12 protein-coding genes are annotated in these 18109 nt (G+C 72.8%); 6 read left to right on the top strand and 6 right to left on the bottom strand.

All coding sequences use genetic code 11. The features are described from left to right. Nucleotides 1-85: 85 nt before the first annotated feature. The gene (gene mfd / locus AC07FK_RS15895; RefSeq protein ID WP_479105475.1) at nucleotides 86-3616 is read right to left on the bottom strand and encodes a transcription-repair coupling factor; all 3531 of its coding nucleotides are present in this window, start codon (nucleotides 3614-3616) and stop codon (nucleotides 86-88) included. A gap of 197 nt (nucleotides 3617-3813) precedes the next feature. Between mfd and AC07FK_RS15900 the strand changes: the two genes are divergently transcribed. Both AC07FK_RS15900 and AC07FK_RS15905 read left to right on the top strand, forming a co-directional pair. Next, nucleotides 3814-4056 carry a type II toxin-antitoxin system Phd/YefM family antitoxin gene (locus tag AC07FK_RS15900; RefSeq protein WP_479105476.1) on the top strand — a complete coding sequence of 81 codons (243 nt, stop codon included), beginning with the start codon at nucleotides 3814-3816 and terminating at the stop codon, nucleotides 4054-4056. Further along, the gene (locus tag AC07FK_RS15905; protein WP_479105477.1) at nucleotides 4056-4430 is read left to right on the top strand and encodes a type II toxin-antitoxin system VapC family toxin; all 375 of its coding nucleotides are present in this window, start codon (nucleotides 4056-4058) and stop codon (nucleotides 4428-4430) included. Before AC07FK_RS15900 ends, AC07FK_RS15905 begins: the two co-directional genes overlap by 1 nt. Before the next feature lie 78 nt (nucleotides 4431-4508). On the opposite strand, the gene AC07FK_RS15910 is transcribed toward AC07FK_RS15905, so the two are convergent. Both AC07FK_RS15910 and AC07FK_RS15915 read right to left on the bottom strand, forming a co-directional pair. Continuing rightward, entirely contained in the window at nucleotides 4509-7094 is a 2586-nt protein-coding gene (locus tag AC07FK_RS15910; RefSeq protein WP_479105478.1) for an ABC transporter permease, read from the bottom strand. Beyond that, nucleotides 7091-7879 (bottom strand): ABC transporter ATP-binding protein, encoded by a 789-nt coding sequence (locus AC07FK_RS15915; protein WP_453402955.1) that lies wholly within the window; start codon nucleotides 7877-7879, stop codon nucleotides 7091-7093. Before AC07FK_RS15915 ends, AC07FK_RS15910 begins: the two co-directional genes overlap by 4 nt. Nucleotides 7880-8223: 344 nt before the next feature. Between AC07FK_RS15915 and AC07FK_RS15920 the strand changes: the two genes are divergently transcribed. The 4 genes from AC07FK_RS15920 to AC07FK_RS15935 all read left to right on the top strand — a co-directional run bounded on the left by AC07FK_RS15920 (nucleotide 8224) and on the right by AC07FK_RS15935 (nucleotide 12512). After that, nucleotides 8224-9855 (top strand): MFS transporter, encoded by a 1632-nt coding sequence (locus AC07FK_RS15920; protein ID WP_479105479.1) that lies wholly within the window; start codon nucleotides 8224-8226, stop codon nucleotides 9853-9855. Between the two features lie 221 nt (nucleotides 9856-10076). Further along, entirely contained in the window at nucleotides 10077-10463 is a 387-nt protein-coding gene (locus AC07FK_RS15925) for a DUF485 domain-containing protein (protein WP_479105480.1), read from the top strand. After that, the gene (locus AC07FK_RS15930; RefSeq protein ID WP_479105481.1) at nucleotides 10460-12088 is read left to right on the top strand and encodes a sodium/solute symporter; all 1629 of its coding nucleotides are present in this window, start codon (nucleotides 10460-10462) and stop codon (nucleotides 12086-12088) included. The genes AC07FK_RS15925 and AC07FK_RS15930 overlap by 4 nt, the downstream gene beginning before the upstream one ends. Before the next feature lie 34 nt (nucleotides 12089-12122). Then, nucleotides 12123-12512 (top strand): thiol-disulfide oxidoreductase DCC family protein, encoded by a 390-nt coding sequence (locus tag AC07FK_RS15935; protein WP_479105482.1) that lies wholly within the window; start codon nucleotides 12123-12125, stop codon nucleotides 12510-12512. Nucleotides 12513-12806: 294 nt separating this feature from the next. On the opposite strand, the gene AC07FK_RS15940 is transcribed toward AC07FK_RS15935, so the two are convergent. The 3 genes from AC07FK_RS15940 to AC07FK_RS15950 form a co-directional block, all read right to left on the bottom strand. Further along, nucleotides 12807-13700, bottom strand: a complete 894-nt coding sequence (locus AC07FK_RS15940; RefSeq protein WP_479105483.1) for a cellulose-binding protein — start codon at nucleotides 13698-13700, stop codon at nucleotides 12807-12809. Between the two features lie 342 nt (nucleotides 13701-14042). Next, entirely contained in the window at nucleotides 14043-16952 is a 2910-nt protein-coding gene (locus AC07FK_RS15945; RefSeq protein ID WP_479105484.1) for an SUKH-4 family immunity protein, read from the bottom strand. Between the two features lie 7 nt (nucleotides 16953-16959). After that, on the bottom strand, nucleotides 16960-17943 hold the full coding sequence (locus AC07FK_RS15950) for an HNH endonuclease (RefSeq protein WP_479105485.1): 984 nt from the start codon (nucleotides 17941-17943) through the stop codon (nucleotides 16960-16962). Nucleotides 17944-18109: the final 166 nt, after the last annotated feature.

The raw sequence follows: 18109 nt of genomic DNA on the forward strand, positions 1-18109 counted from the left end.
TCCTCTCTCCTCCCCCCCCCCCCCCCCCTTCCCCCCCCTCCCCCCCCCCCCCCCCCCCCCCCCCCCCCCCCCCCCCGCCGCAGGACTACGAGCCCAGGATGGTCGTGAGGAACTCGCCGGTCCACGCCAGCAGTTCGCGGCCCACCACCGGCTTGCCGCCGATCTGCCCCGTCGTGGGACGCGGCACCAGGATCTGCTGGGTGGCCGGCTTCATCACCGTGCGCGGGTAGAGGCGCTTGAGGCGCAGCTCCTGCGACTCGCGCAGCTCCACCGGGCCGAAGCGGATGTTGGGTCCGGCCAGGGTGATGTCCGCGACGCCGCAGGCCCGCGCCAGCATCCGCAGCCCGGCGACCAGCAGCAGGTTCTCCACCGGCTCGGGAAGCTTGCCGTAGCGGTCGGTGAGTTCCTCCCGTACGGCCCTGATGTCGTCCTCGGAGTTCGCCGAGGCGATCGCCCGGTACGCCTGGAGGCGCAGCCGCTCGCCCGGCGCGTAGTCGTGCGGAACATGCGCGTCCACCGGGAGCTCGATCTTGACCTCAAGGGCGGGCTCCTCCTCGGCCTGGCCGTCCACCGCAGCCCGGTAGTCCGCGACGGCCTCGCCGACCATGCGGATGTAGAGGTCGAAGCCGACGCCCGCGATGTGACCGGACTGCTCGCCGCCCAGCAGGTTGCCCGCGCCGCGGATCTCCAGGTCCTTCATGGCCACGTACATGCCCGCGCCCATCTCGGTGTGCTGGGCGATCGTCGCCAGACGCTCGTGCGCGGTCTCCGTCAGCGGCTTCTCCGGCGGGTAGAGGAAGTACGCGTAGCCGCGGTCGCGGCCACGGCCCACCCGGCCGCGCAGCTGGTGGAGCTGGGAGAGGCCGAAGTTGTCGCCGCGCTCGACGATCAGCGTGTTGGCGTTGGAGATGTCGATGCCCGACTCGACGATCGTCGTCGAGACCAGTACGTCGAACTTCTTCTCCCAGAAGTCGACGACGACCTGCTCCAGCTGGCTCTCGCCCATCTGGCCGTGCGCCGTCGCGATCCGCGCCTCGGGCACGATCTCGCGGAGCTTCGCCGCCGCCCGGTCGATCGACTCGACCCGGTTGTGGATGTAGAAGACCTGGCCCTCGCGCAGCAGTTCGCGGCGGATCGCGGCGCCGATCTGCTTCTGCTCGTACGGACCGACGAAGGTCAGCACCGGATGGCGCTCCTCCGGCGGCGTGGTGATCGTCGACATCTCGCGGATGCCGGTGACGGCCATTTCGAGCGTACGGGGGATGGGGGTGGCGGACATCGTCAGGACGTCGACGTTGGCGCGGAGCTTCTTCAGCTGCTCCTTGTGCTCGACGCCGAAGCGCTGCTCCTCGTCGACGATGACCAGGCCCAGGTCCTTGAACTTCGTCTCGGAGGAGAACAGCCGGTGGGTGCCGATGACGACGTCGACGGCGCCCTCCTTCAGGCCCTCCAGCGTCGCCTTCGCCTCGGTGTCGGACTGGAAGCGGCTGAGCGCCTTCACGACGACCGGGAACTGCGCGTACCGCTCGGAGAACGTCCCGAAGTGCTGCTGCACCAGCAGCGTCGTGGGCACGAGGACGGCGACCTGCTTGCCGTCCTGCACCGCCTTGAAGGCGGCCCGTACCGCGATCTCCGTCTTGCCGTAGCCGACGTCGCCGCAGATCAGACGGTCCATGGGGACGGACTTCTCCATGTCCTCCTTGACCTCGGCGATGGTGGACAGCTGGTCGGGCGTCTCGACGTACGGGAAGGCGTCCTCCAGCTCGCGCTGCCACGGGGTGTCCGGGCCGAAGGTGTGGCCGGGGGCCGCCATGCGCGCCGAGTACAGCTTGATCAGGTCGGCGGCGATCTCCTTGACCGCCTTCTTCGCGCGCGCCTTCGTCTTCGTCCAGTCCGCGCCGCCGAGCCGGTGGAGGGTGGGGGCCTCCCCGCCGACGTACTTGGTGACCTGCTCCAGCTGGTCGGTGGGGATGTAGAGGCGGTCGCCGGGCTGGCCGCGCTTGGCGGGGGCGTACTCGACGAGCAGGTACTCGCGGGTCGCGCCCTGGACGGTGCGCTGGACCATCTCGATGTAGCGGCCGACGCCGTGCTGCTCGTGGACGATGAAGTCGCCCGCCTGGAGCGTCAGCGGGTCGATGGTCTTGCGGCGGCGGGCCGGCATGCGGCCCAGTTCCTTGCTGGCGGTGCGCTGGCCGGTCAGGTCGGTCTCGGTCAGTACGGCCAGCCGCAGCCCGGGGTCGACGAAGCCGTTGTCGATCGAGCCGCAGGCGACGTGGACGACCGACGGGGTGATCTCGGCGAGGTCCGCCGCCAGGCGGGCCGGGATGCCCTCGCCGCCGAGGACCTCCGCGGTGCGGGCCGCCGGGCCGTGGCCCTCGGTGATGTAGACGGTGCGCCAGCCGTCGGCCAGCCAGCCCTTGGTGTCGGCGAGCGCCCTCGCCGTGTCGCCCCGGTACGCCTCGGGTGCGTGCATGCCCAGCTTGAGCGTGTCGTCGGAGAGCTCCTCGTCGGCGGCGAACGGGGCCACGGACCACCACAGCATGTCCAGCTCGCGGGCCCGTTCCCGGACGTCCGCGATGCCGCGCAGCGAGGCCGCGCCCACGTCGATCGGGGCGTCGCCGCCGCCGGCGGTGGCCGCCCAGGACGCCTGGAGGAACTCCTGGGAGGTCGCCACCAGGTCCGCCGCCCTGGTCCGCACCCGCTCCGGGTCGCAGACCAGCGCCATGGAGCCCTTGGGCAGTACGTCGAGCAGCAGCTCCATGTCGTCCACGAGCACCGGGGCGAGGGACTCCATGCCCTCCACGGCGATGCCCTCGGCGATCTTGCCGAGCAGTTCGCCCAGCTCCGGGTGGGCCTCGGCGAGGGCGGCGGCCCGCTCGCGCACGCTGTCGGTGAGCAGCAGCTCGCGGCAGGGCGGCGCCCACAGGCCGTGTTCGGCGACCTCCAGGGACCGCTGGTCGGCCACCTTGAAGTACCGGATCTCCTCGACGTCGTCGCCCCAGAACTCCACGCGAAGCGGGTGCTCCTCGGTCGGCGGGAAGACGTCGAGGATGCCGCCGCGCACCGCGAACTCGCCGCGCTTCTCGACCAGTTCGACCCGCGAGTACGCCGCTGCCGCCAGCGCCGCCGTGACCTCGCCCAGGTCCGCGCTCTGCCCCGTCCGCAGCGCCACCGGCTCCAGGTCGCCCAGGCCCTTGACCTGCGGCTGGAGCACGGACCGCACGGGGGCCACGATCACGCTCACGGGCCCCGCGGACGGGTCGTCGGCGTGCGGGTGCGCGAGGCGGCGCAGGACGGCGAGGCGCCGGCCCATCGTGTCGCTGCGCGGCGACAGGCGCTCGTGCGGCAGCGTCTCCCACGACGGGTAGTCGACGATCCCCTCCTCCGGCAGCAGCGTGCGCAGCGCCGCGGCCAGGTCCTCGGCCTCGCGTCCGGTCGCGGTGACGGCGAGCACGGTACGTCCGGTCTCGCGGGCCAGCGCGGCCACCGCGAACGGGCGCGCGGCGGGCGGGCCGACCAGGTCGATGTGCATGCGGTTGCCGTCGGTGGCGGCCCTCACCGCTTCGGCGAGCGCCGGGTCTCGTACTACGGCATCCAGCAGACCGTGCAGGCTCATGAAGGGCTTCCGTCCGGGTAACGAGGTGACGAGGTGGACAACGCGAAGGGCCCGACACGTCTCACGGGCCGGGGGCTCCAGCGTACGACGCCGGTGTGACACCCGCGCGAGGGAGCGCTGTGGCTCGGACGGCGGTACGCAGGCTAGGCTGGGTGCGGACTAGGAACCTAGTCCGGTATGGCCCAGGCGAGGCAGCTATGGAACCAGCCCGGCAGTACAACATCCACGAGGCGAAGACACATTTCTCGCGGATACTGCAGCAGGTCGAGACCGGCGAGGAAGTCGTGATCAGCCGGGCAGGCGAGCCCATTGCCAAGGTCGTACCGCTACGCCCCAAGGTCCGGCGCACCGGGCGGGGGGCGCTCCGGGGTCTGATCCACATCCCGGACGACTTCGACGAGCTGCCGGATGACATCGCGGAAGCCTTCGGGATGCGCTGATGCGTCTCTTGCTCGATACCCACGTCGCACTGTGGTGGCTGGCGGACTCTCCCGAGCTCTCCGACGAGGTCAAAGACCTCATCGACACCGAGCCGGCTGTGTTCATCAGTGCCGCGACACCCTGGGAGATCGCCGTCAAACAGTCGATCGGGAAGCTTCCAGGCCCAGATGATCTGGCGGAACGTGTCCGGGACTGTCAGCTGACGAGCCTCCCTGTCACCGCCGGGCACGGCGTGAGGGCAGGCAGGTTGCCCCCTCATCACCGGGATCCCTTCGACCGGGTGATCATCGCGCAGGCTCAGACGGAGGGTCTGACCGTCGTGACCCGCGACAAGTGGATCCCTCAGTACGACGTACAGGTCATGACAGCCTGACCACGACGCGGCCCGGCCTCGGGATGTCCGCAAGGAACACCCGAGGCCGGGCCCGTCACCGCACCGCCCGCACCACCGCTACTCCGTGGCGATCGCGTTCAGTACGTTCATCCGGCCCGCCCGGAAGGCCGGGACCAGGGCCGCGAACAGGCCGACGAAGGCCGATCCCACGAAGACCGTGAGGATCGTGGGCCACGGGATCTCCAGGACCCCGAGGCCCTCCAGGGCCAGCAGCTTCTGGGCCGTCGTGCCCCAGCCCATGCCCAGGCCGAGGCCGAGCAGGGCGCCGAAGAGGGCGATGACCACGGACTCCAGGCGGATCATGCGGCGCAGCTGGCGGCGTGAGAGGCCGATGGCCCGCATGAGGCCGATCTCCCTGGTCCGCTCGACGACCGACAGGGCGAGGGTGTTCACCACGCCGAGCACGGCGACGATGATCGCGAGGGCCAGCAGGCCGTAGACGATGTTGAGCAGCTGCCCGATCTCGTCCTTCAGTCCCTGCTTGAAGTCGGTCTGGTCCTGCACGGTGAACTGCGGGTAGTCCGCCAGCGACTTCTTGAGCCCGGCGTACGCGGCATCCTCCTTGCCGTCCACCGCCTTCGCGAACATGATCAGGTTCGGCGGGACGCGGTCGGCCGGCAGGTACCGCTCGGCGGTCGTGATGTTGGTGTACATCGCCCCCTTGTCGACGTTCGACTCGTCCGAGGTGATCGCCGCGATCTTCAGCTTCGCGGTCTCGCCGCCCTCGAACGCGACGGTCATCGTGTCGCCCGCCTTGATGCCGTGCCGCTCGGCGTAGTCGCTGCCGACCGACATGGCGTTCTTGCCGTACGCCGCGGCCAGCTCACCGGCGACGGTCTCGCGCCGCAGGTCCTGCGCGTACGTCGGGTCGGCCGCCACCAGTTCCTCGGTCTCCGTCTTCCCGTCGGGAGAGGTGAGCTCCGCCTTGATCATTTTGTAGCCGGTGACGTGCTCGATGTCGGGCGCCGCGCGCAGCGCCTTCTCGGCGGCCGGCACGATCGGGCCGCTGGGACCGCTCTCGATGATGAAGTCCGCGCCGACCGACTTGTCGAGCTCCTCGGTGGCCGAGGCGACCATGGAGGACCCGACGACGGAGAGGCAGGCGACCAGCGCGAGGCCGATCATCAGCGCCGCGCCGGTCGCTCCCGTACGCCGCGGATTGCGCAGCGCGTTGCGCTCTGCCATCCGGCCCACGGGGCCGAACACCCGCAGCAGCACGGCGCTGAGCACCCGGACCACGCCGCCCGCGAGGAGCGGGCCGACGACGATGAAGCCGAGCAGGGTGAGCACGACGCCACCGCCGAGGAACAGCGAGCCCTCCGCGGCCTCGTCGGCCTGCGTCGTCAGGTAGAGCAGCGCGCCGCCCGCGGCGGTCAGGACCAGGCCGATGGTGGCCCGCGTCCAGCCGGCCCGGCCGTCCGCCGGGGTCCCGGCGTCGCGCAGGGCGGCCATCGGGGAGATCTTTCCGGCGCGTCGTGCGGGGATGTAGGCGGCGACGACGGTGACGACGATGCCGAGCGCGAGCCCGACGACCGGAGTGGTCCAGGCCACCGTCAGGTCCTTGGTGGACAGCTCCATGCCCATGGATCCCATGAGCTTCATCAGGCCGACCGCGAGGCCGACGCCGGCGCCCACGCCGAGGATCGAGCCGACGACGCCGAGCAGCAGCGCCTCCGTCAGCACGCCCCGGTTGACCTGGCTGCGGCTGGAGCCGATGGCCCGCATCAGGCCGATCTCACGGGTGCGCTGGGTGACCAGCATCGAGAAGGTGTTGACGATGAGGAAGATGCCGACGAGGAAGGCGATCCCGGCGAAGCCGAGCATCGCGTACTTCATCACGCCGAGGAACGAGCCGACTTCCTCGCGGCCCGAGTCCGCGGCCTCCTTCGCGGTCTGGAGCTTGTACGGGCCGCCGGCCGCCCCGTCGAGCGCGGTCGCGACGCGCTGCTTCAACTGCGTGTCGCTGACGCCCTCTTCGGCGGTCAGCGAGACGTGTGTGAAGGCGTCCGCCCGGCCCAGCAGCTTGCGCTGGGCGGTCGCGGTGTCGAAGTAGACGACAGTCGCGCCCGGGTTGGTCATCTTGAAGGAGGCGATGCCGGAGATCCGGGCCTCGATGTCGCCGGTGACGGCGATGGTGCGCAGCTCGTCGCCCAGTTCGAGACCGTGCTTGTCGGCGGTGTCGGCGTCGACCATCACCTCGGTGGGGCCGCGCGGGGCGCGCCCGGAGGTGATGTCCATCGACTTCAGCTCGTTGCGCGTCCAGTTGCCGGCGATGGTCGGCGCCCCGTTGTCGGAGCCCATCTTCTTGTTGTCGCCGTCGACGACGGTGACGGACATGCTGACGACCGCGCCCTCGGCGGACTTCACGCCGTCGGCCTCGGTCACCCGCTGGACGAGCGAGGCGGGAAGCGCCTCGGGCCGGCCGGTGCGCGGACCCTGGTCGTCGTCCTCGGCGGCCTTCGGGCTGACGGTGACGTCGGCGGAGGTGGCGGCGAAGAGCTTGTCGAACGTCGTGTTCATGGTGTCGGTGAAGACGAGCGTGCCGCACACGAACGCCACCGAGAGCAGGACGGCGACGGCGGAGAGCGCCATCCGCCCCTTGTGCGCGAGGAAGTTGCGCAGCGAGGTCCTGACGACGGTCATGACGTCCGCCCGCGCGCGTCGAAGTCCTTCATGCGGTCGAGGACCTGGTCGGCGGTCGGCGAGAACATCTCGTCCACGATCCTGCCGTCCGCGAGGTACAGCACGCGGTCCGCGTAGGAGGCGGCGACCGGGTCGTGCGTGACCATCACGATGGTCTGGCCCAGTTCGTCGACGGACTTGCGCAGGAAGTCCAGCACCTCCGCCCCGGCACGGGAGTCGAGGTTTCCGGTCGGCTCGTCACCGAAGATGATCTCGGGGCGCGCGGCCAGCGCCCGCGCCACGGCGACGCGCTGCTGCTGGCCGCCGGACAGCTGCGTGGGCCGGTGCTTGAGGCGGTCCGACAGGCCGACCGTCTCCACCACGCGGTTGAGCCACGCGGCGTCCGGCTTGCGGCCCGCGATGTCCATCGGCAGCGTGATGTTCTCCAGGGCGTTCAGAGTGGGCAGCAGGTTGAACGCCTGGAATATGAAACCGATCCGGTCCCTGCGCAGCTGCGTGAGCTTCTTGTCCTTGAGCCCGGTGATCTCGGTCTCGTCGAGGTGGATCTCGCCCGAGGTCACGGTGTCCAGGCCCGCGAGGCAGTGCATGAGGGTGGACTTGCCGGAGCCCGACGGGCCCATGATGGCGGTGAACTGCCCCCGGTTGATATCCACGTCGACGTGGTCGAGCGCGACGACGCGGGTCTCCCCCGACCCGTACGCCTTGACGAGCTGCCGCGCCCTCGCGGCAACGGCCGTACGCCCTCCAGTGCCCCCGTGCCTGGGAATGGTCATAGCCGTTGTCACGGTGAATCTCCTCAGTGGTGAGCCGCGCGCCGTTCGGCGGCGATCGAGTACGTCGAGTCTGGCGGCCGGAGACCCCCCGCACACTGGTGCGCATCTCCGTATCCGCCCTGGTGCCAGCCCCACCCCCGGTGGTGCGGCGGGCCGTAAGACCAAGCTAAAGAACGGCCGGGTCGTCCTCGTCCTCCACCGGGACGAACGCCCCCTGGGCAGAAGTAAGGAGAAGCCCCTAGGGGCCGTCCACCCTCAGGTGGACCCCGACTCCGGGCAGCCTGCACCCTCCCCCTGCGTGACCTGCAAGTGAGAAGGTGGCGTGGGCCAGATACGTGCACGGTGAAGGGATCTTGGTGAGCGGCGCCGGAAGCAGTGCGGGAAGTACGGGCGGTGCGGGGAGCACGGGCAGCACGGGTGACGCGGGCAGCAGCGCCGGCGCCCGGCCGCCCGGTCCCCTCGCCGCCCCCGGAGCCGCCCGGCGCGGTCCCGTCGTCGCCGCGCTCATGCTCGGCATGGCGCTCGCCGCGCTCGACGGCACGATCGTGTCCACCGCCGTCCCCCAGATCGTCGGCGACCTCGGCGGGTTCGCCGTCTTCTCCTGGCTCTTCTCCGGCTACCTCCTCGCCGTCACGGTCACCCTGCCGGTGTACGGGAAGCTCTCCGACACCTTCGGCCGCAAGCCGGTCCTGATCGCCGGCATAGCCCTCTTCCTCCTCGGCTCACTGCTGTGCGCGTGCGCCTGGAACATGGGCAGCCTCATCGCCTTCCGCGTCGTCCAGGGCCTGGGCGGCGGCGCCATCCAGGGCACGGTCCAGACGATCGCCGCCGACCTGTACCCCCTGAAGGAACGCCCGAAGATCCAGGCGAGGCTGTCGACCGTGTGGGCCGTGTCGGCCGTCGCGGGCCCGGCGGTCGGCGGGCTGCTCGCCGCGTACGCCGACTGGCGCTGGATCTTCCTCATCAACCTGCCGGTCGGCGTGATCGCGCTGTGGCTCATCGCCCGCCACCTGCACGAACCGTCCCGCCCGGACGCCGGGAAGAGGCCGGCCCCCCGCATCGACTGGGCCGGCGCGCTGGCGGTCTTCGCCTGCGGCGGCCTGCTGCTCTTCGCCCTCGTGCAGGGCGGGGTCGCCTGGCCCTGGCTCTCCGCGCCCTCCCTCGCCCTCTTCGGCGCGAGCGCGCTGCTCGCCGCCGTCACCGTCGTCGTCGAACGCCGCGCCGCCGAGCCGGTCATCCCCGGCTGGGTGTGGCGCAGGCGCACCATCGCCGCCGTCAACCTCGCGCTGGGCGCGCTGGGCCTCCTGATGGTCGCGCCGACCGTCTTCCTGCCGACCTACGCCCAGGCCGTCCTCGGCCTCGGCCCGATCGCCGCCGGTTTCGTCATGTCGGTCATGACGCTCAGCTGGCCGCTGTCGGCGGCACTCAGCCAGCACGCGTACACCCGGATCGGCTTCCGTCTGACCGCGATCATCGGCATCTCCTGCTCGACGCTGATCCTGCTCGCCTTCCCGCTCCTGCCCTACCCGGGTGCGGCCTGGCAGCCCGCGCTGATCATGCTGCTGCTCGGCGCGGCGCTCGGCCTCTTCCAGCTCCCCCTGATCGTCGGCGTGCAGTCGACGGTCGGCTACGCGGAGCGCGGCACGACGACCGCCTCCGTGCTCTTCTGCCGCCAGGTCGGCCAGTCCGTCGGCGCGGCCCTCTTCGGCGCCGTCGCCAACGCCACGCTCGCGTCCCGGCTCGCCGCCGCGCCCGACGGCATCCGCGACGGCCTCCCCGGCGACCTCGACTCCGTCTCGCACGCGCTCGCCGACCCCGGCTCGCTCAGCGCCGAGGCGGCCGACTACCTGCGCCGGGCGGTGGACACGGCCGTCGACCACGTCTACGTCGGGGCCGCCGTGGCGGGCGGCCTGGCGCTGCTCGCGCTGATCTTCGTGGCCCCGCGCCGTTTCCCGGTGATCACGGAGGAGACACCGGCCGGCCAGTGAACGCCCCTCGGCGGCCGGTTACCCGCAGTAAGAATGAACAACGTTCTCCTTACCTGCGGTAACCACCGATCCGCCACGCCAGTTCGTACGAAAGCCTCGCCGCCGCGAATACCCCTGGGTAACGTACGCGACCCCACCAGCGCCCCGCCGCCGCTCCCCGGCCCGGACGCGCGTCTCCCTGCAGTCCGCCCGGACCCCGCCGCGCAAGGAGCAAGCCGCACATGTCGCATTACCCGGAATACCTGTACCCCTGGCAGAGCTCCCGGCCCGCCCCTCCCGTCCCCCCTCTGCCCGCTCCCGCGCACCCGTTCGTCCCCGGCCACCACGGCGACCTGCGCAGGCTCCGTTCGGCGTACCGCCGCCTGCGCCGCGTGGCCACGCTCACCGCACTCGGCTACTTCACGCTCTTCCTCGTCCTCTCCGGCTTCGCGCCCGGCCTGATGGGCCGCGAACTCCCCGGCGGCCTCACCACCGGCCTCCTGCTCGGCCTGTGCCAGCTCCCCGTCACCCTCGTGGCCATCGCCGTGTACGAGCGCTCCGCCCGCACCCGGGTCGACCCGCTCGCCGCGCAGCTGCGCGGGCAGAGCCGCGCGAGGCGGACGCCGTGACCGGGTTCAGCGAGTCCGCCCAGGAGATGTCCCTGGTCGCCTTCATCGCCGTGGCCACGGTGACGCTCCTGCTGTGCGTCATGACCGGCCCCGACCGCGACGACCTCGCCGAGTTCTACACCGGCTACCGCTCCCTGTCCCCCGGGCGCAACGGCCTCGCCATCGCCGGCGACTACATCTCGGCGGCCACCGTCCTCGGCACCGTCGGCGTCATCTCCCTCACCGGCTACGACGGCCTCGTACTGGCCCTCAGCACGGCACTGTCCCTCGTCCTCCTGATGTTCCTGCTGGCCGAACCCCTGCGCAACGCGGGCCGGTTCACCCTGGGCGACGCCTTCGCCCGCCGCGCGCCGAGCCGCGCCGTGCGCGTCACCGCCGGCGCCGTCACCCTCGCCGCGCTGCTCCCGATGATGGTCGTCCAGCTCGCCGGCGCGGGCGACCTCCTCTCCTTCATCCTCGGCTTCGACGGCTCCGGCTTCCGGACGGGCTGCATCGTCGTCCTCGGCGTACTGATGATCAGTTACGCCGCGATCGGCGGCATGAAGGGCACCGCCCTCATCCAGATCATCAAGACGGTCTTCCTCCTCGGCACCGGCGTGGTCCTCGCCGTCCTGGTCCTGCACCGCTTCGACTGGAGCACCGCGCAGCTCCTCGGCGCGGCGAAAACCGGCAGCGGGGCCGGCGACGCCTTCCTGCGCCCCGGGCTCCAGTTCGGCGGCAGCGGGCTCGACATGGTCAGCTCCGAACTGACGGTCGTGCTCGGCGCCGCCTGCCTGCCGCACATCACGATGCGCATGTACAGCTCCCGCGACGCCCTGGCCGTACGCCGCTCGATGTCCTGGGCGGTCTCGGCCGTGGTCTTCTTCTGCCTGCTCATCGCCGTGATCGGGTTCGGCGCGGCGGCCCTCGTCGGCCGGGGGGCGATCACCGCGTCCGACCCGCAGGGCAATACGTCGATCCTCCTGGTCGGCCGGGCGCTCGTGGGCGGCGGAGGCTCCACACTCGAAACGCTGGTCTTCACCTGCGTCACGACGGCGATCTTCCTGACGCTGCTCGCGTCCGTCGCCGGGATGATCCTGGCCTGTGCGAACTCCCTCGCCCACGACCTCTTCGCCCACGGCGTCCGCGCCTCCTCCCGGCCGCGCGACGCGACGGAGATGGCACTGGCGCGCGGGGCGGCGGTCGGCGTCGGCGTCCCCGCCATCGTCCTCGCGGTCCTGGCCCGCCACGGGAACGTACAGCCGTTGGTCACCCTGTCCTTCTGCATCGGCGCCTCCGCACTGGCCCCCGCCCTGGTCTACAGCCTGTTCTGGCGCCGCTTCACCCGCACGGGCCTGCTGAGCACCCTCATCGGCGGAACGCTGTGCGTCGCCGTGCTGATGACGGGCACCAATCTGGTCTCGGGCTCCCCGCACGCGGTGTTCCCGGCCCAGGACTTCAACTGGTACCCCTTCACCACCACCGGCCTGGTGTCGATCCCCTTCGGCTTCCTCATGGGCTGGCTGGGCACGGTGGCCGGGCGCCGGGGCGAGGGCGAGCGGCAGCGCCGCCAGTACGAGGCGGTGGAGGCGTACATCCTGGCGGGCGCGGGAGGCGGCACGCCGGCCGAGCCGCCCGCGAAGTAGCCCGTACGCCCACCGGGGCAGGCACCATGGAGGCATGCGGACCCAGCCCGTGCTCGTGTACGACGGCGACTGCGCCTTCTGCACCACCTCGGTGCACCGCGCCCAGCGGTGGGTGCGGCCCCGGTGCACGGTCACGCCGTGGCAGTTCGCGGATCTGGGCGCCCTCGGCGTCACACGGCGGCGGGCCGAGCACGAGGCGCTGTGGGTGACGCCCACCGGCGCGGTGCACGGCGGCGCGCAGGCCGTCGCCAGGCTGCTGCTGAGCGCGGGCCGGGGGTGGGCCGTCCTGGGCGCGCTGCTCACGCTGCCGCCCCTGCGCTGGGCGGCCCACGGAACGTACCGGCTGATCGCGAACAACCGCGCCCGCCTCCCGGGCGGCACCCCCGCCTGCGCCCTCCCGCCCGACCACCGCCCGCCCGCCTGACCGTCCCGGGACGGGACACGACCCCTGCCTTCACCGGGAGGCCGGGGGCCGTCGGCCGGGGGCGGCACTCGGCCGGGGCGCGACCGGGTCAGGGCGCGACTCAGACCTCCGCCGGGACTCGACCGGCCAACGCGACCAGCCCGGCCGGGACTCAGCCGCTCAACGGGGCTGAGCCCTCCGCCGTCAACCCGTCCCGCCGGCGTGACCAGCCAATCCGGCGGACGCCGAGCCGTCGGCCGAGCGGCCACCGCGCACGCCGGGCTCCCCTGCCGGGACCCGACCGGTCGACGAGGCTCAGCCCTCCGCCGGGGCGCGGCCCGTCAGCGTGGCCAGGCTGGTGCGCACGTGACTCATGTGGGCCTGCATCTCCTCGCGCGCGTCGTCGTGCTCCCGCAGGACCCGCTCCATGTCGCGTACGACGCGCTCCTCGCGCACCCGCGCCTCCGCGAGCAGCTCGGCCGCCCGCGCCTCCGCGTTCTCCTGGCCGTGCCGGGCCGCCTCCTCCGCCTCGGCCAGGATCCGCCGCGCGTCCGCGAGAGCGCCCTCGGCCCGGGCCTCCAGTTCGGCGTGACGGGCGTCCAACTCGGCGGCCCGCGCGGCGTATTCACGCTCGGCGCTCTCCCAGCGCTCCGCGTGCTCCCGCTCCTGGTCGGCGAGCAGGCCCGCCGCCCGCTGCCGCGTCTCCTTGAGCGCCGCGAGAGCCTCCGCCCGCCACGCCTTCACGTCCCCGCGGGCCCCGGTCCTGACCTCGTCGGCGGTGCGCTGGGCGCCGAGGAGGATCTGCCGGGCGCGGGCGTCCGCGTCCGCCAGCACCGTCTCCGCGTGCGCGCGGGCCGCGTCACGGGTGGCCGTGGCCGCCGCCTCGGCCTCCTCGCGGAGCGCCTGGGCACGGTCGCGCGCGGTGGCCGACAGCTCCGCCGCCTCCTCCTCGACCACCGCCAGCAGGTGCTGCGCGCGCTCGCCGAGACTCTCGTACGTCTGCGGGGCGAGCGCGTCGGCCTGTTCGCGCATCCGCGCCGCCTCGGCCTCCATCTCCTTGCTGAGGACGGTCAGACGTGCGGCGCGCTCCCACGCGGCGTCGCGCTCCTGCGAGAGGCCGGCGGCGTACCGCTCCACCTGGTCCGGACGGTAGCCGCGGCCCCGTCCGGCGACGAAGCCGTGAGGTGACGGTGTAACCGATGCACTCATCCTTGAAGCCTCTCTCCGACGCGCAACACAATCCGTCGCAATCTTGGCGGATCCGGTTCAAGCGCTCAAAACCCGACACTCCGCCCGACCGTCCGGTCAAGGATGCGCCAATTGCCGCCGAAAGTCGGAATTCGAGGCGTCGCCCCGCAGCGCGTCGCACAGCTTTTCAGCCGCCGCCCCGGCACCACTGGCCCGGCGCGATCCCCGTCCGGGGCGGAGAGCGTCGTACGGGCAACGGAAAGGGCGCCCGACCTGTCCCCAGGTCGGGCGCCCTCGCTGTGCCCCGTCGGACCGCCGGGCCCGTGAACCGTCAGGTCCCGGACCGTCCACCGCCTCTGACCGTCAGAGCAGGCCGTCCCACATCTGCTCCAGCAGCACCGACCACCAGCTCTCCGGCGACGCCAGCGCCGCCGGGTCGAGCGCGGCCAGCTGCGCCTGGAAGTCGACCGTCCACCGGCCGGCCTGCTCGGGCGTGAGGCCGAAACGCAGCCGCCACATGTGGCCCAGCAGCGCCAGCGAACGGGTGAACTCCGGCAGCCCGGTGTTCACGAACTGCGGCGGCACGGGCCGGCCGCCCGGCCCCGCCTCCACCGGCACGGCCACGATGTTCGCCGTGCCGTACTGCACACAGATCGCCCGGCCGAAGTCACTGCCCATGACCAGGTACGAACCCGCGTCCGACGCCGGCTGCACCCCACGCTGCGCCGCGAGTTCCGCGAGCGTCGGCACCGGCTGGCCGGGCACCGCCTGGGCCCAGAAGAACGGCCCGAAATCGACGGGCAGTCCCGCCCAGACGAGCGTACGCGCCACGATCTCCGGCACTCCCTGGCGCGACACCGCGGCCTGGTCGAAGCGGAACACGCCCTGCGGCCCGAAGGCGCCCAGCAGTTCGTGCGCGACCCCCTCCGGCGGGATGGGCGGCGCCTGCATCAGCTGACCCGGCGGCGGCAGCGGCACCCGCACCGGCGCGGGACGCGCCGGCCCGTCCGCCACCTGGTGCAACTCCCCCTGGTGCGTCAGGAGATGCCGCATGCCCTGCTGACGGCTGGCGTGGTCCCTTCCATACGGCGCCACGCTCGTGATCCGCACCTGCGGCCAGGTCTCGCGGATCATCCGGGCACAGTAACCGCCCGGCAGCTCGCACGACTCCAGCTCGGTGTGCAGCTCCAGCACCTGCTGCGGCGGCACGTTCATGGCGCGCAGCTCGTGCAGGATCTGCCACTCCGGGTGCGGGGTTCCGGGCGCGGAACGGCGGATGAGCTGCTGCTCACTGCCGTCCTGCGCGCGGTAGCGCAGTACGGCCTGGTAGCCGGGGCCGACCGTCGGCAGCCCGGTCGGCTGGGGCTGCGGGTATCCGTAGCCCTGGTGCTGCGGAGCCTGCGGCATCGGCGGAGGCATCGGCGCCGCGCCGGGCGGCATCCCGGGCGGGCCGGGAGGACCGGGCGGCTGGGGAGCGCCGGGCATGCCGCCGCCCTGACTCGGGTCGGCGAACATCGTCGCCGCATGGTGAACACCGCCACCGGGCGCACCGGGAGGACCGGGCGGACCGGGCGGCGTCGGCTGACCAGGAGCACCCGGCGGCCCCGGAGGCTGCGGAACCCCCGGCATCCCACCACCCTGACTCGGGTCGGCGAACATCGTCGCCGCATGATGAACACCGCCACCGGGCGCACCAGGCGGACCAGGAGGACCGGGCGGCGTCGGCTGACCAGGAGCACCCGGCGGCCCCGGAGGCTGCGGAACCCCCGGCATCCCACCACCCTGACTCGGGTCGGCCAACATCGTCGCCGCATGATGAACACCCCCACCGGGCGCACCGGGAGGCGTCGGCGGGGCGGGAGGACCGGGCGGCTGGGGGCCGTCGGGTCCCAGCGCCGAAACGAGCTGCGTCGGCACGTAGCCGCCCGCCGGCGCACCGGGGGTGCCCGGCGCGGACGGCGGAACGGCGCCGGGCGTGCCCGGCGGCGGAGGCGTCGCACCGCCCCCGGGCCCACCGCCCGGCACGCCGGCCCTGCCGGTCGCGGCGTCGGAGAACTCCTCGGCGCCGGGCGGCGGGACGGCGGGCCGCCCGGGCGCCACCGGAGGCTGCGGGGCCTCACCGGGGATCAGCGGGGCCACCGTCGTCCGGGGCAGACCGCTGCCACCGGACATCAGCGCCGTCTTCGCCTCCGGCGGCACGCCGGGCGGCGGGGTGTCGTCGTCGTCGGATCCGGACAGCGGCGGCGCGAAGACCGTCGCCGGCAGCGGGACCGAGGCGTCGTCCGAGCCGGTGGCCGAGCTGGTGTCGATCCCCGCCCAGGGCGTCGCCCCGGCGGGCGTCGCGGGCACGCCGCCGGACGGCGTGGCCTGGCGGTCTCCGCCGCCCGCATCGGGCCAGGACGCGCTTCCCGAGCCGCGCTCAGCCTGCGAGGCGTTCCCACTCCGGGCACCGCCCCAACTGGCGTCGTCCGACCCCCCGCGGGCACCGGAACCGCCCCGACTCCCGTCTCCGGCAGCCGGACCGGCGTCACCGGACGCCGGACCGCCACCAGCACCGCTCCAGCCGCCACCGCCACTGCCACTGCCACTGCCACTGCCACCAGCCATGTCGCCACCCGTCACGGGGGATCCGGCCGTGTCCTGCGGCGCCCGCACCCCGTGCGCGCCGCCCGCCGTGGCGGAAGCCGCGCCCGCGCTCACGGCGGCGGCCCAGTCGCCGCTCGCGGCCGGCGAACCGGCCCCGCCGCGCGCCCCCTCGTCGCGCGCACCGGCGGCGCCCGCCAGAGGCCAGTCCCCACTCGCGTCGGACGAACCGGCGCCGGAGGCCGGAGCGGGCGGCGCGTCCGACGGCGCACCGGAACCGGCGCCGGCGTCCGCACCCCGGTCATCCGGAATGCCCGCCCGGTCCGCCGCGTCCTGGAGCCACTCCGGCGGCGTCAACAGGAACGACGTCTGCTCCAGGTCCACCCGCTGCGCCGAAGCCGGCCCGGCGTCCGCCGCCGGCGACGGTTCCGGCGTCCCGTACTCCTCCTCGTACCGGCGGATCACCTCACCCACCGGCAGCCCCGGCCACAGCGTGGCCTCTCCACTGTCGCGGGCGATGACCAGGCGCTGCCTGCCGCCGTCCGACACCGGACCGCCCGCGCGGTCCTCCGCCCACACCACGAATCCGAGTTCGAACTCGCGCACCCGCACCTCACGGTGCGACGGCACGGGCACATCCCCGTTGACCCACTCTTCCGCGCGCTCCTGCGCCTGCGCGAAGGTCACCACCGGACCGTCACCCCTCGTCCGAAACAGGGACGGCGCGCGCGAAGCCGCCGTCGACCATCAGGTTCGCCACCGTCTCCAGCTCCGGCGGACTGCCCGCCAGCCGCTGGAGGAAGGCGTCGAAGTCCTCACCGCAGGGCAGCAGCAGCCGCTCCACCCGCTCGTGCACCGTCCAGCCGTCGCGGTCCCGCGCGTCGTCGTACGCCACGAACCACACCGATCCCACGGCCTCGCCCCGCACCTTCACGGCCAGCAGACCGCCCTGCACGAAAGCGACACCCAGGTAGTCCTTGGTCATGTGGTCGCGCAGGCACTTGTTGACGTACACCAGGTCGTTCACCGCGGCCTCGTCCCGCACCGTGAAGAACGGCTGGTCGACCAGCAGCCCCAGCTCCGCGTCCAGCGCCGTGCCCACCGGCGCGCAGCCGCCCGCCGCCTTCAGGAAGGACCGGTACGCCCCGGGAAGCCGGAAACCGAGGTCCTCCTCCACGCCGAGGATCTGCTGCTCGGTCACCGACACGGAACCCTTCGGCAGCCCGAAGTGGGCCGGCCGCGTCTCCTGCAGCGGGCGCGTGCCGCGCTTCTCCTGGTCGACGGCGGCCGTCGTGAGCCCGCCGTGGTGGCGCAGCAGCGCCTTCACCTCCACGGGTACGAGCTCCATCCGCCGGGTGTTCGGCACGTGGTGCCAGGTCCAGCCGTGCGGGGTGGCGACCGCCGGAATGGTGTCCCACAGCTCGTGCCCGGCGGCGGCCAGCGCCGCGTTGGCCGACACGTAGTCCGTGAGGCGCAGTTCGTCGACGCCGAAGCCCTCCGGAGGCTCGGCGATCTCCGCGGCGGCCCGCGCGTACGGCGTGAAGACCGGGAAGCCGGCTTCGTCCACGCGCACACCCTGGGGGTGGCGAGAGGCCCGGACCGGGTCCGGGAAATGCACGAGCTGCCCGGCGTAGGCCGCGTTCGGTGGCGCGGCTTGCTGCCCGAGCCGACCTGTCGTCATGGCGGATGCCCCCTGCTGCGTCTGGCTGGTTCGCACAGCCTATGCGGTGGGGCAACAGGCGGCCCCGCCCCTCGCCTTGCGTAACGAACCGTCACACCCGGGTCACCGCCGTGCGACACACGTACACGATTCACCGACCCAGCTTCCGTACCAGTGGACACATTTG

The sequence above is a fragment of the Streptomyces sp. NPDC046122 genome, from assembly GCF_056429965.1.

What these genes read in the sequence shown, in the direction of transcription:
- mfd (WP_479105475.1), bottom strand. Translation starts at nt 3,616, where the DNA reads ATGAGCCTGCACGGTCTGCTGGATGCCGTAGTACGAGACCCGGCGCTC.
- AC07FK_RS15900 (WP_479105476.1), top strand. Translation starts at nt 3,814, where the DNA reads ATGGAACCAGCCCGGCAGTACAACATCCACGAGGCGAAGACACATTTC.
- AC07FK_RS15905 (WP_479105477.1), top strand. Translation starts at nt 4,056, where the DNA reads ATGCGTCTCTTGCTCGATACCCACGTCGCACTGTGGTGGCTGGCGGAC.
- AC07FK_RS15910 (WP_479105478.1), bottom strand. Translation starts at nt 7,094, where the DNA reads ATGACCGTCGTCAGGACCTCGCTGCGCAACTTCCTCGCGCACAAGGGG.
- AC07FK_RS15925 (WP_479105480.1), top strand. Translation starts at nt 10,077, where the DNA reads ATGTCGCATTACCCGGAATACCTGTACCCCTGGCAGAGCTCCCGGCCC.
- AC07FK_RS15935 (WP_479105482.1), top strand. Translation starts at nt 12,123, where the DNA reads ATGCGGACCCAGCCCGTGCTCGTGTACGACGGCGACTGCGCCTTCTGC.
- AC07FK_RS15940 (WP_479105483.1), bottom strand. Translation starts at nt 13,700, where the DNA reads ATGAGTGCATCGGTTACACCGTCACCTCACGGCTTCGTCGCCGGACGG.
- AC07FK_RS15950 (WP_479105485.1), bottom strand. Translation starts at nt 17,943, where the DNA reads ATGACGACAGGTCGGCTCGGGCAGCAAGCCGCGCCACCGAACGCGGCC.